We start from the raw sequence: 13,229 nt of genomic DNA on the forward strand, positions 1-13,229 counted from the left end.
TTACGGCACATGCGGCACGGTTCGGCAAATCTTGCGTTCACGCCGGCGTTCCTTTTTAATGGAACTGGTTCCAATCATTGATTCGGCCATGGCCACGCGTGACGCGTCGTCGTCCGCGCGTCATGATGCCGATTCAGGATCGAGGATCGCTCAGCTCAGGATTCGCATCGCCCGTCCTTCCCGGACACCCCGTCAAACGAGACCGTCATGCCCGATTCCGCCTCCCTGCAGCAGTTGTTTCCCGCCTTTCAGGACATTCCTGCCGAGTACCGGCTCACTTCGCCGATTCACCAGCGCGTGTCGCTCGTCGACGGCGAGTTACGGCCGTGGGGCGGCGCGACCAAGACCGTGCTGTCGCCGGTGTGCGTGCGACAGGCGGACGGCGGCGTCGAGCAGGTCGAGATCGGCAGCTACCCGGTGATGGGCGAAACGGAAAGCGACGCGGCGCTCGACGCCGCGGTGCGCGCATACGATGCAGGCCGCGGCGAGTGGCCGACGATGAAGGTCGAGCAGCGCATCGCGTGCATGCAGGACTTCATCAAGCGGATGGTCGCGCAGCGCGAGTTGGTGGTGAACCTGATCATGTGGGAGATCGGCAAGAGCCTCGCCGATTCGCAGAAGGAGTTCGACCGCACCGTCACCTACATGACGCAGACGATCGACGCGCTGAAGGAGCTCGACAACGCGAATTCGCGCTTCGTGATCGCCGAAGGCACGATCGGCCAGATCCGCCGCACGCCGCTCGGCGTCGTGCTGTGCATGGGCCCATACAACTATCCGCTGAACGAGACCTTCGCGACGCTGATCCCCGCGCTGCTGATGGGCAACACCGTGGTGTTCAAGCCGCCCCAGTACGGCACGCTGCTGTTCGAGCCGCTGCTCGAAGCGTTCCGCGACGCGTTCCCGAAGGGCGTGATCAACACGATCTATGCGCCGGGCGCGGTGGTCGTGCCGCACATGCTCGCGTCGGGCAAGATCAACGTGCTCGCGCTGATCGGGTCGAGCAAGGTGGCCGACCACCTGAAGAAGCAGCACCCGAAGTCGCACCGGCTGCGCGCGATCCTGGGCCTCGACGCGAAGAACGCGGCGATCGTGCTGCCCGACGCCGATCTCGACCTCACCGTGAAGGAATGCCTGCTTGGCGCGCTGTCGTTCAACGGCCAGCGTTGCACCGCGCTGAAGATGCTGCTCGTGCACCGCTCGATCGTCGATGAGTTCCTGAAGCGCTTCACCGCCGCGCTCGAACAGCTGAAGATCGGCATGCCGTGGGAGAAAGGCGTCAGCATCACGCCGCTGCCCGGCATGCATCGCACGGCCTACATGACGGACGCGATCGACGACGCGAAGGCCAAGGGTGCGCAGGTCGTCAACCATTCGGGCGGCGAGTTCAGCAAGACGCTGTTCTATCCGGCCGTCGTGTATCCGGTGTCGGAAGGGATGAAGCTGTACCGCGAGGAACAGTTCGGGCCGATCATTCCGGTCGCGCCGTTCGACGACGTCGACACCGCGCTCGACTACGTGACGACGTCGGATCACGGCCAGCAGGTCAGCATCTTCGGTTCCGATCCGGCGCAGATCGGCGCGCTCGTCGATCCGCTCGTGAACCAGGTGTGCCGCGTGAACATCAACTGCCAGTGCCAGCGCGGGCCCGACGTGTTCCCGTTCGCGGGGCGCAAGGATTCGGCGGAAGGCACGCTGTCGGTGAGCGACGCGCTGCGCGCGTTCTCGATCCGCTCGATGGTCGCGGCGAAGCAGACCGAAGGCAGCAAGCAGCTGCTCGATTCGATCGTGTCGGATCACTACTCGAAGTTCATCAATACGGGCTTCATTTTCTGAAGCGAGCCGTTCGCGAAAAAGCCGCTGCACACGCCCGTGCAGCGGCTTTTTTGACCCTGCGCGCAACTACGCCCGAACCGGGAACGTCAATGCGTCGAGATCGAGCGGCCCGCCGGTCAGCTGAACCGGGCCTTCATCGCCGATCAGCACCGTATCGGAATGACGGAAGCCGCCGACACCCTCGATATAGATGCCCGGCTCGATCGTCAGGCACATCCCCTTCTCGATCGGCCGGTCGTAGCCTTCGGCGAAGAACGGCGCCTCGTGCGCGGTGACACCCATTCCGTGCCCGGTCCGGTGCAGCATCCGGTCGCCCATCCCCGCGCGGCGGAAATAGTCGTTGACCTTGCGATCGACGTCGCTCAGCAGCGCGCCGGGCATCGCCGCGTCGAACGCCAGCCGCCGCCCTTCCGACATCACGTCGAACGCGCGTCGCGCCGCGTCCGGCACATGGCCGAGGAAGAAGGTCCGCTCGACTTCCGCGCCGTAGCCGTTCATCACCGCATTGACGATCGACACATGCGGGCCGCCCTCTTCCATCCGCATGTCGATGTTGCTGAAGTTGTGCGGATCGTGCGACACGCTGCCCGGCTGGAACACCGCGACGATCCGCGTCGCCAACGGGTTCAGCGACGGATCGTCGGCCAGCAGCCGCTGCATGATGAAGCCGCGAATGCGCGACGACATTTCCGCCATCCCGAGCCCCGGGCGCGCTTCGCTCAGCAGCAAGTTGTGCGCGTCGGTTGCGATCCCGCACGCATACACGTGGCGGCCGATCTCGTAGTCGGACTTGATCATCCGGACGTCGTCGATGATGTCGATGCATACGCGCTCGCCCGGCGTCTGCGCATAGACCTGCAACGGACACACCGACTCGACACCGACACGCTCGCCCGGCCCGAACAGCGCGTTGAAACGGTCGCTCCATTCGCGTCCGGCCGGCGCCGGAAATTCGAAATATGGAATCAGCTCGAGTTCGCCGATCGAGCGCGTCCGCACATGCGGCTGCTCGAGCTGCGGCACGACGAACTGCGGCGGGCCGCTGCGCGAAATGACCAGCACGAACGGCCGCTCGTGGACGATGTTCGCGAAGTTCGTCAGGTAGTAGATGTTGTCCGGGGAGAACACCACATAACGATCGAGGCCGGCTTCCGCCATGCGTGCGCGCACGCGGTCGAGGCGCCCTTCGAGTTCCGCCTCGCTGGGCGGTGCGAAAGTGGGTTTGAACTTCATGCGTGACTTCTCCTGTTGAGGGTGAGGGGGCGGCCGCACGGGCCGGTCATTGCGATGTCGTTGCACCCGCACATTTCATTCGTTATCCTTCGTTTCAACGACACGCACATCGACTGAATTCGGCTCGCTTATTCGCTCGCCATACGACGGAACCCGAGCAGCGCGACCAGGCTCACGACCGACATCGCGACGATGTACAGCGCGGGCGACGCCTTGTTGTGCGTGGTCGCGATCAACCACGTGACGATCAGCGGGGAAAAACCGCCGAACACCGTCGTCGGGATGTTGTACGACACCGCGAGGCCGGTGCTGCGCACCGCGGCCGGGAACGCGCGCGCGGCAAGCGCGGGCACCAGCCCGACGAGCACGCCCATCGGCGCGGCGGCGGCGGCCTGCATGATCAGCAGGTTGCGCAGCGAAGGGCTCGCGATGACCCACGTATAGAGCGGCAGCGTAATCGCGGACAGCACGACGATCGCGGCAGCGACCATCGCGACCGGCCGGCGCCAGACGTCGCCGAGCAGGCCCGCGAGCGGCGCGATCGCAACCATCACGATGCCGGCGACCGTCGTGCTCATGAACGGCGCGGATATCGGCAACCCGAGCTGCTTCACCGCGAACGTCGGCATGTAGATCAGGTACATGTAGAACGCGGCGGTACTGACGATCGTCACGCCGGTCGCCGCGAGGAATGACGCGAGGTGCTCGCCGAACAGGCGCCTGAGCACCTGCGAAACCGGCAGCGCTTCGCCGTGCACGAACGCATCGGTTTCCGACACGCTCCTGCGGATATAGAAGCCGACCGGGCCGATCAATAACCCGACGACGAACGGCACACGCCAGCCCCAGCTTTCGACCTGATGCGGGCTGAGCGACGTCGTCAGAATCGTGCCGATCATGCCGCCCAGCACGATGGCCAGCATCGTGCTCGACATCTGCAGGCTCACGAAGAAATGGCGTCGATGCGGCGGCGCCTTTTCCGCGAGGAAGGCAACGGTGCTGCCGAATTCGCCCGATGCCGCGAAGCCCTGCACGAGTCGCGCCAGCACGAGGATCGCGGCGCCGAGCCAGCCGGCCTGCGCATACGGCGGCGCCACCGCGATCGCGGCCGTGCCGGCCAGCATCAGCCAGATCGTGACGGACATCGCCGCCTTGCGGCCGTATCGGTCGCCGTACAGCCCGAGCACGACACTGCCGAGCGGCCGCACGACGAACCCCACGCCGAAGGTCGCCGTCGCGAGCAACAGCGACCCGACCTGCCCGGCCACCGGGAAAAACAGCTTCGCGATCACGCTGGCGAAATAGCCGTAGATCACGAAGTCGAACCACTCGAGCGCATTGCCCGCGGCGGCGGCCGCGACGTCGCGCAGCGTGCCCGTTCGCGCGGACGGCGGCGCCTCCGCCGAACGGCGATCGAGCGCCAGGGCGCCGGCCGGATTCACTGCATCCTCTTTCATCGTCTGTCTCCTCCACCTGCTGGCTGCGGTGGCTTCGTGCTCATGTTCGATGCGCACCGTTACCGCGTCCAACGGATTTCCGGAATATGATCATCACCAACGTGAATAATGGTGCGAGCCGGCATGCGGCTTCGTCGGGTCGCCAGGCCGGCTCGCTGCAAGGGCAAACGCGACCTTGCCCGCGTGCCGTGTCGCCCGGACACTGGCAACCGCAACGTTCCGCTTTCCGCAGCCACGTGCGGGATGCCGGCACCCGAACCGGAGATGTGCGATGAAGGATGTGTTCCGCCAGCTCGACCTCAACCTGCTGCGCGTGTTCGCGGCATTGATGGCCGAAGGCAACGTCACGCGCGCCGCCGAGCGGCTGGCGCTTTCACAGTCGGCGGTCAGCAATGCGCTGCGCAGGCTGCGCGAATCGCTCGACGACGTGCTGTTCGAGAAGACCGTCTCGGGTGTGCGGCCGACCGCGCGTGCGCGCGAGCTGTGGTCGGCGGTCCAGCCGCACTTCGACGCATTGAAGCAGGCGATCTCGCCCGACCAGTTCGACCCGCAAGCACATCGGGGCACCTTTACGATCGCGATGTCGGACTACTCGGTCGAGCGCATCATGCCGCGCCTCGCGCGGTACATGGGCACGCATGCTCCGTCGATGCGGATCGAGCTCACGCCGTTCAGCGTCGCCGACCTGCCGGGCATGTTCGACCGTGGCGGCGTCGATCTCGCGATCGGCGGCTACCTGAACGACTCGAGCCCGAGCAGCGGCGTGCGCACGCACGAGATGTGGCCGATCCACTGGAGTTGCTTGATGCGCAAGGATCACCCGCTCGCGAAGGGGCCGCTCACGCTGAAGCGCTTCCTCGCGGCGCGGCATCTCGACGTCGGGTTTTCGGGCATGCGGGTGCCGGTGTACGACAGCCTGCTCTCCGCGCACGGCCTGCAACGCAATCTCGTCCTCACGCTGAATGCGTACTCGCCCGCGCTGGCGATCATCCGGGAGTCTGATTTCATCGGCGTGCTGCCGACCACACTGCTCGATCTATCGATCCATGAAAAGGAACTGGTGTCGCGGCAACCGCCGGTGCGCATGCCCGCACGGCCCTACTGCGTGATCTGGCATCAGCGCTGGGACAGCCATCCCGCGCACCGCTGGCTGCGGCAGACGATCGTGTCGCTGTTCACGCGTCCGGCGGAGCAGCCGGGCAGCGCCGGGCGCCCGGCAACCCGGCGCGCGGCCCGCTAGTTGCGCGGGTGCGCCACCTCAGACGTTCGACGCCAGCAGCCGGATCCCCGCCACGCCGAACACGACGGCAAGACACGCTTCCATCGCGCGCCGGCCGCGCACGTACAGCCGGCGCGCACCGTCCATCGAGAACACGAGCGCATAACCGCCGAACACCAGGCACCCGATCACGAGGCAGCCCGGCACGACGGCGCCGTGCGACGCGCCCGCGCCGTTCGATGACAGTGCAACGATCGACACCCACACGAGGATCGCTTTCGGATTGGTCAGGTGCAGCATCGCGCCACGCACATAGAAGCGCGACAGCCGCTGCTCGCCCGCCGCGTTCAGCGACGCCGCCCCCTTGCCCGACAGCGCCGTGCGCCCCGACTTGAACGCGAGCCACAGCAGATACACCCCGCCGAAGACCTTGATCGCGACCAGCAGCTTCGACCACGCGAGCAGCGCGGCCGACACGCCGAGCGCCGCCACCGTGGCCCAGAGCATCGACCCGGAAATGACGCCGAGCGCGAACGCGAGCGCCGCCTTGCGGCCCTGGTTCGCGGCGACCGACATGATCGCGAGATTGCTTGGCCCGGGGCTGGCCGTACCGATGAAATAGGCCGTGTAGGCCAGCAGCAGGTTGGCCGAGAAGAAGGCGTGGACGCTCATGTCGAACCTCGCAAGGATGATCAGGGGATTGTTGGCAAACGCGCGCCGTCTGCCCATGGACAATTGGCCTTCAATTCGCTGGGCCAGTTGGACGGGGCGCGCAGCCGGATTGCCGCACGCGAATCCGTCTCGGTTTTGAAACACCCGTCACATTCGCGGGCGGGTTTTGCCGACCATGGCGGACATCCAGTCCCACCGCTTCCGGCAGCCCGGACGCCCGGCGGGCGCAGGCGGCACACGCGCGCCGGCCCGTTTCGTCAGACAGGTGGGGAACGCGCCGCGCAATTTATTCCGGCGTTACGTTACATCCGTGAAGCATTTCGCCTTGGCGAGCCGCTCCGCGTACCCGATATGCGTCCCGCCGCGCGTCTAGATGGCCGCCTCGATCCCCTCCGCCACCCAGTACCGGCGGGACTCGCCGCCCGCCTCGCATCGCGGCTCAACAATACTCAACAATCGTCTCGCGGCACTGGTACGAAACCTGCATTCCGTTCGGGTGACAACCGCGCCGTTCACCGCGCGGACACGAACCCACCGTCGGGCGCATCCACCGGACACGCCCGAACGATCCGAGCAAGTTACGAGGCCCTTCATGGATACGCTGCCCAATTCGTCCGACACGTCGTTCCAGCTCTTTCTCGCGAAGCTGCTCGAACAGCCGTTGCCCGACTGGACCGAAAAACAGCAGATGGAACTCGAGATGGCACGCTCGCTGTCCACCGAAATGGTTCACCTCGCCGAGGACATGCGCGGCCGCACGCCCGATCTCGCGCGCTGCCTCGTGCTGCTCCGCTACGCGAAGGTGCTCGACTTCATGCTGACGTCGCTCGCCGCGCACCGCGACATTCATCCGCAGACGCTGCGCACGCTGTTCCGGCTCGCGAACCTGAAAGTCGACGATGCATATCCGGCCTGAGCCGGCGCAATGCATCGGCTGCCGCGGGCGTCACGCACGACCGCGGCGGCCCCTCCCGATTCGCGGCGCGCGCATGCCCGACGACCTCGCCGCATGATCGCCAGGAACCGGAAATCCCGACTGGCCGGCGCATTCGGCGTGTTCGTGAAACGCTACGGCCGCAAGGCACAGAAGCATCTCGACCCGAACGATCGCCGCCACGGTCACGACGTCGAGCGAACGATGCGGCGCTTGTCACCGGCCGACCTGTCCGATCTGCTGGCCGGCGATGACGGCAGCGCCGCCGACGACGAGTGCGGTTTCGCCGAGGTGAGGCGCGCGCCGTGAGCACTGTCGACTTCGACCGGATCTGGCCGGCCATCTGCACAACCCCGGCCTGGTCCGTGACGAAAGGCCAGGGCAGCTTTCTCACGTTCGAGTTCGGGCAACCCGCGCTGTACGTCAGGGAACCGCTCGCGGGCTCGCCCGGCCTGTCCGCGGCGGCGCGCGACAGGCTCGCGTCGCGGCGCGTGACGGTCGCCGGCAGCGGGCATCTGTGGATCTGCTACTGCCATTGGTCGATCGCACTCGACGGTCGCGAACTCGCACACAGCGAATCCCGGTCCGGCGACATCGCGGCCGCCGCGCAACGGCTCGACGGACAGATCCTGCAATCGGTCGCGCCCGGCGCGCAGCCGGGTTCGTGGGCGTTCGACTTCGACCTCGGCGGCAAGCTGACGACCTGGCCCTACGGCGGGGATCCGGCCGACGAACAGTGGCATCTGTACGACCGGCGCTCGGGCAACGTGCTGACCGCCCGCGCGGACGGCACCTGGTCATACGGCCCGGCGAACGCACCGCCCGGCAGCGGATCGTTCGGTTCCGGATAGCCGCGGCGGGCGCCCCATCCGCTTCCGGCCGCACGCGGGGCTGATACCGCGAATCAGCGTGCCAGCCGGCTCCTCCGCGCAAACGGAGGTACAATCGCGCGCCATGAACGCACTTCGCCACTTCCTGCTCCGGCAAGGCGTCGCGCGACAGCTTCTGTGGGGATTCCTCCTCGTGACGCTGCTGTCCCGCGCGCTGATGTCGGGCGCCGTGATGCTCGATCCGGACGGTCCGGATGCGGGCTCGGTGGTGCTGTGTTCGGGCCGCGGCCCGCTGATCGTCAACGTGGCGGCACTCGCCGCCCGCTTCGATGCCGGCGCGCCGATCACACCGGCCAACGATGCGCGGGCGCTCGCCGATGTGCTCAAGCATGACGCGCATGCGGACCAGACAGCGTCGTCCGGCAGCGGCGACAGCCTGTGCGTATTCGGCGCCGCGCTGTTCACGGCGCTGGCGTCGTTCGTGCTGCGGGTGCTGCTGTTTCCCGCCGCCGTCGCGCCGCGGCGCTTCCGGATTCGCTTCGACCGGTTTCCCGTCGTGCGATCGATCTTCGACGATCGCCCCCCCTCCCGCGCTCCTCCTCTGTTCTGCTGACGGTTCCGCCCAGCGGCTCGTGCACGTCGACGTGCGCGGGCCTGCATGCCGTTCGTCTCACACGACCTGATTCAAAGCGTTCACCCACATGCCCGCATCGCGCGGGCGACGCCGTCATGCGCCCCTTCCGCGCATGACGCTGCGCCGCCCGTTCCATCGATGCGCGCTGGCGGGCGCAACGCGCGTTGACGCCCGCCGGCTCGCGCCGGCGTGGCCGCTCAACGAACACGAGGAGCTGACACCATGTCGACCACCGTCGAGCGAGCCCTCTCGCCCGCCCAATCCGCCCACGCCGGCTACCGGACGCTCTGGCGCTGGCACTTCTATGCCGGCCTGTTCGTCATGCCGTTCCTGGTGGTCCTCGCGATCACCGGCACGCTCTACTGCTTCCAGCCGCAGATCGAGCCGCTGCTGTATCCGCACCGGCTCGTCGTCGAGCCGCGCGCCACACCGCGGCTCGATGCCGACGCGCTGCTCGCGAACGCGCGCGCCGCGATGCCGGCCGGCGCGACGCCGGTGTCCATCCAGGTCTCGACCGCACCGGACCGCAGCGCCGAATACGTGTTCCGGCTGCGCGACGGCAGCCGCGAGAGCGTGTATGTGAACCCGTACGACGGCAGCGTGCTCGGCACGCTGAGCGTCGAGAACCGCTTCATGCAGATCGACCGGATGCTGCATCGCAAGCTGCTGCTCGGCAAGACGGGCGAGTTGCTGATGGAACTCGCCGCGTGCTGGACCTTCGTGATGATCGGCACCGGCATCGCGCTGTGGTGGCCGCGAGGCGCGGCGCGCGTCGGGCAGGCACTGCGTCCCGACCTGTCGCTGCGCGGCCGGCCGCTGTGGAAAAACCTCCACGCGACGGCCGGCATCTGGCTCGCAGCCGGCACGGTGGCGTTCATCCTGACGGGGCTGCCGTGGTCGGGCTCGTGGGGCAAGAACTTCAAGGCGCTGGCCGCGACCGTGAACCTCGGCGCGCCGGAAGGCGCATGGGGCGGCGGGTCGGTGCGCTCGACGCGCCCGGGTGCTGCCGCGGCGCCCGCGCCTGCCCAGGCCGCTGCGCCGTCCGGCCATCACCACAAATCCGGCGATTCGATGCCGGGGATGGTGATGGACGACCTGCCGCTGCCGCAAACGCCGTGGGCGGTCGGCAACGTGCCCGTCCCGCATTCGCCGTCGGCGCCGACGCCGGCACCGCTGCCGCTCGCGCGCGCAATCGCGATCGTCGCGGGCCTCGGCGTGACGAGCGGCTACACGCTCGCGCTGCCGTCCGGCGCGGACGGCGTGTTCACCGCGTCGTACTTCCCGGCCGACCCGAAGGCCGAGCGCACGATCTACATCGACCAGTACAGCGGGGCCGTGCTGAAGGACATCCGCTATGACGACTACGGCGCGGTATCGCAGGCCGTGTCGTACGGCACGTCGTTGCACATGGGCCGCTACTTCGGGCTCGCGAACCAGATCCTCTGTGCGGTCCTGTCGCTCGGGCTGGCCGCGATGGCCGTCACCGGTACCGTGATGTGGTGGAAACGCCGCCCGGCCGGCAAGCTGGGCGCGCCGTCGCGCGAACGCGGCACGCCGCCGATGCGCGGCTGGGTCGCGGGGCTCGTGCTGCTCGGCATCGTCTTTCCGCTGATGGGCGCGACGATCGTCGCGGTCTGGTTGATCGACCGTCTGCTGTTCGGCCGTGCGGCACGCGCAGCCGCCTGAACCATCGCGCGCCGGCACACGCCGCGCGCCGACACGTCAAGCCCGGGCCACGGCGTGGCTCGGGCTGCTCGCGCTCGTGCTCGCGCTGGTCGCGCCGCTGATCTCGCAACTGCGCGCCGCCGCATCCGATGACGGCTTGCCGGTCGCGCCGATCTGCTCGGCAACCGGCAACACGCTCGTGACGCACGCGCAACCGCATGCGCCTTCGGATTCGCCGCTCGACCGGCATGTCGACCGTTGCGGCTATTGCGGCCTGCTCGCCGGCCATCCGCCGCTGCAGTACGCGGTGTTCCTGCCCGCCTCCCCGGCCGTGCGGCATGCGCCGCCCGAGCCACTAATCCTCTCCGCTCGCCACCCGTCGAAGCCCTACGCGCTCGCCGCGCGCGGGCCACCGTCCGCTCGCGCCTGACGCGCTTCTCGAACGAGCCGACGCACGACCGTGCCGACGTCGTTCGCACCGATTGCCTACCACGCCGATGCCCGATACCGAGCCCGCGCACGAGCGCGCGCAGCGCGCCGGCCGTGGTGCGTGCCGTCTCCGTTCCGCATTCACGATAACCCTACACACAACGACATGTTTCCCTTGACCCGTATTGCCGTCGCGCTGTCCGGTGCGATCTCCGTTCTGTTCGCCTCGAGCGCATGCGCACAAAGCGCCGCCGCGCCGGCCGAAGCGCCGGCCGCTTCGACGCTGCCCGCCATCAACGTCAACGCGCCCCGCGCGGCGGATTCGCTGACGTCGAAATCGACCGACGACCTGAAACGCACGCTCGGCCAGACGGTCGGCTCGGTCGGTTTCGTCGACGCCGACAGCTACCGGAACACCTACGCATTCACGCTGCGCGACGTGCTGAAGGACGTGCCCGGCGTGTTCGTCGAAAACCGCTACGGGCAGGAATTGCGGCTGTCGATTCGCGGCTCGGGGATCGCCCGCGCCTACCACACGCGCGGCCTCGAGATCCTGCAGGACGGCATCCCGACCAACCTCGCGGACGGCAGCGGCGACTACTACCAGATCGATCCGCTCGCGCTGCAGGCGGTGCAGGTCTACAAGGGCGGCAACGGCCTCGCGTACGGTGCATCGACACTCGGCGGCGCGATCGACTTCATCACGCCCACCGCCCATACCGCCGACGCGCCGAACATCGTGCGCGTGGAAGGCGGCAGCTACGGCACGGTGCGCACCAGTGCGCAAATCTCGCGCGTGCTCGGCCCGCTCGATTTCCTCGCGAACTTCAGCGTCAATCACGCGGACGGCTATCGCGATCATTCGAAGGGGCAATACGAGCAGTTCAACGCGAACGTCGGCTACCGGTTCAGCCCGGCGGTCGAGACGCGCTTCTACGTCGGCGTGTACGTGGTCGACCAGTTGCTGCCCGGCACGCTGTCGCTGTCCGACGCGCTGAACAATCCGACCAAGGCTGCGCCGAGCGCGGTGTCGGGCGACCAGGCGCGCAACACGCGTACCGAGCGGATCGCGAACCGCACGACGGTGAAGCTCGATTCGGGCGAACTGCAGTTCGACACGTGGGCGATCCACAAGAGCCTCTATCACCCGATCTTCCAGGCGCTCGACCAGGACGGCTGGACCTACGGCTTCGCCCCGCGCTACACGGGGCACCTCACGCTCGGCGGGATGCGCAACGACCTGATCGTCGGTGCGCGCTTCTTTGGCGGCCGCACGCAGGCGAACCAGTACGTGAACGTCAACGGCGACAAGGGCGCGCAAACGCTCGACTCGACGCAGACGGCGTTCAACTACGAGGCGTACGTCGAGAACCGGCTGTTCTTCGTGCCGACCGTCGCGCTGATGACCGGCGTGAAGGTACTGCACTCGGTGCGCGAGTACATCGACAACGGCGGGCTGCCGCGCGACCCGAACTACAAGTCGACGAATGCGAGCTACAGCGGCGTCAATCCGAAGCTCGGGCTGCTGTGGCAGCCGGATGCGAACACCCAGGCCTACGTCGACGTCACGCGCAGCCAGGACGTGCCCGACTTCACCGACCTCACGCAGACCTTCTCGAACACGACGCGCTTCACGCCGCTCGCGGCGCAGCACGCGTGGACGATCGAGTTCGGCACGCGCGGCTCGCGCGAGCGCGTGAGCTGGGACGTGACCGCCTATCGCTCGCTCGTGCGCGACCAGTTGCTGCAGTACACGACGAACCCGGATGTCCCGGCGTCGACGTTCAACGCGAACAAGACGGTGCTGCAAGGGATCGAGGCCGGCGCGTCGGTCGAGTTGCTGCGCAACGTCACCGGGCGCGGCGCGGGCGACAAGGTCACGCTGTCGGGCATCTGGAACCTGAACGACTTCCGCTTCAAGAACGACCCGCAGTACGGCAACAACCGGATCGCGGGCGTGCCGTTGAACGTGCTGCGCGCGACGCTGGGTTACGCGCGCCCGAGCGGCTTCCACATCGCGGCGACCCTCGACTGGGTGCCGTCGGGCGCATGGGCCGACGATGCGAACACGCTGCGCGTGCCGAGCTACACGCTGCTCGGGCTGCAGGCCGGTTACGACTTCCGCAACGGGCTGTCCGTGTTCGTCGACGCACGCAACCTGACCAACAAGCGCTATGTGAGCGACATCAGCACGGTCGCGGATGCGCGCACCGCGAACACCGCGATCTTCTATCCGGGTGAAGGACGCAGTGTGTTCGCCGGCATGCGCTACGCGTTCTGATGCGCCGCCGCTCGCAGCCATGCTCATTGCAAGGATTCA

At 67.6% G+C, this 13,229-nt stretch carries 12 protein-coding genes; 9 read left to right on the plus strand and 3 right to left on the minus strand.

Going from position 1 to position 13,229, the window contains the following annotated elements:
* Positions 1–207: 207 nt before the first annotated feature.
* Positions 208–1,836: an NADP-dependent glyceraldehyde-3-phosphate dehydrogenase gene (locus ACPTTC_RS31180; RefSeq protein WP_423395266.1), complete on the plus strand. Its 1,629-nt coding sequence runs from the start codon at positions 208–210 to the stop codon at positions 1,834–1,836.
* Between the two features lie 66 nt (positions 1,837–1,902).
* Here ACPTTC_RS31180 and ACPTTC_RS31185 read toward each other — a convergent pair whose 3' ends face one another.
* Together ACPTTC_RS31185 and ACPTTC_RS31190 are read right to left on the minus strand one after the other, a co-directional pair.
* Entirely contained in the window at positions 1,903–3,069 is a 1,167-nt protein-coding gene (locus tag ACPTTC_RS31185) for a M24 family metallopeptidase (RefSeq protein ID WP_423395267.1), read from the minus strand.
* A gap of 128 nt (positions 3,070–3,197) precedes the next feature.
* Positions 3,198–4,526 carry an MFS transporter gene (locus tag ACPTTC_RS31190; protein ID WP_423395268.1) on the minus strand — a complete coding sequence of 443 codons (1,329 nt, stop codon included), beginning with the start codon at positions 4,524–4,526 and terminating at the stop codon, positions 3,198–3,200.
* A 271-nt stretch (positions 4,527–4,797) separates the two neighbouring features.
* On the opposite strand from ACPTTC_RS31190, the gene ACPTTC_RS31195 reads away from it, so the two are divergent.
* On the plus strand, positions 4,798–5,766 hold the full coding sequence (locus ACPTTC_RS31195) for a LysR family transcriptional regulator (RefSeq protein WP_175965579.1): 969 nt from the start codon (positions 4,798–4,800) through the stop codon (positions 5,764–5,766).
* Positions 5,767–5,784: 18 nt separating this feature from the next.
* Here ACPTTC_RS31195 and ACPTTC_RS31200 read toward each other — a convergent pair whose 3' ends face one another.
* Positions 5,785–6,417: a LysE family translocator gene (locus ACPTTC_RS31200; protein WP_423395269.1), complete on the minus strand. Its 633-nt coding sequence runs from the start codon at positions 6,415–6,417 to the stop codon at positions 5,785–5,787.
* Between the two features lie 592 nt (positions 6,418–7,009).
* Between ACPTTC_RS31200 and ACPTTC_RS31205 the strand changes: the two genes are divergently transcribed.
* The 7 genes from ACPTTC_RS31205 (at position 7,010) to ACPTTC_RS31235 (ending at position 13,190) form a co-directional block, all read left to right on the plus strand.
* Entirely contained in the window at positions 7,010–7,333 is a 324-nt protein-coding gene (locus tag ACPTTC_RS31205; RefSeq protein WP_175015743.1) for a DNA-binding protein, read from the plus strand.
* A gap of 93 nt (positions 7,334–7,426) precedes the next feature.
* On the plus strand, positions 7,427–7,660 hold the full coding sequence (locus ACPTTC_RS31210) for a hypothetical protein (protein ID WP_423395270.1): 234 nt from the start codon (positions 7,427–7,429) through the stop codon (positions 7,658–7,660).
* Positions 7,657–8,202 carry a hypothetical protein gene (locus ACPTTC_RS31215; protein ID WP_423395271.1) on the plus strand — a complete coding sequence of 182 codons (546 nt, stop codon included), beginning with the start codon at positions 7,657–7,659 and terminating at the stop codon, positions 8,200–8,202. The genes ACPTTC_RS31210 and ACPTTC_RS31215 overlap by 4 nt, the downstream gene beginning before the upstream one ends.
* Positions 8,203–8,305: 103 nt before the next feature.
* On the plus strand, positions 8,306–8,794 hold the full coding sequence (locus ACPTTC_RS31220) for a DUF2946 family protein (RefSeq protein ID WP_226199089.1): 489 nt from the start codon (positions 8,306–8,308) through the stop codon (positions 8,792–8,794).
* Between the two features lie 243 nt (positions 8,795–9,037).
* Entirely contained in the window at positions 9,038–10,501 is a 1,464-nt protein-coding gene (locus tag ACPTTC_RS31225) for a PepSY-associated TM helix domain-containing protein (RefSeq protein WP_423395272.1), read from the plus strand.
* Complete coding sequence (locus tag ACPTTC_RS31230; RefSeq protein ID WP_423395273.1) at positions 10,479–10,910, plus strand: DUF2946 family protein; 432 nt, start codon at positions 10,479–10,481, stop codon at positions 10,908–10,910. The genes ACPTTC_RS31225 and ACPTTC_RS31230 overlap by 23 nt, the downstream gene beginning before the upstream one ends.
* A 165-nt stretch (positions 10,911–11,075) precedes the next feature.
* The gene (locus ACPTTC_RS31235; protein WP_423395274.1) at positions 11,076–13,190 is read left to right on the plus strand and encodes a TonB-dependent receptor family protein; all 2,115 of its coding nucleotides are present in this window, start codon (positions 11,076–11,078) and stop codon (positions 13,188–13,190) included.
* The last annotated feature ends 39 nt before the right edge of the window (positions 13,191–13,229 follow it).

The sequence above is a fragment of the Burkholderia mycopellens genome, assembly GCF_964265025.1.
Taxonomy (GTDB): Bacteria; Pseudomonadota; Gammaproteobacteria; order Burkholderiales; family Burkholderiaceae; genus Burkholderia.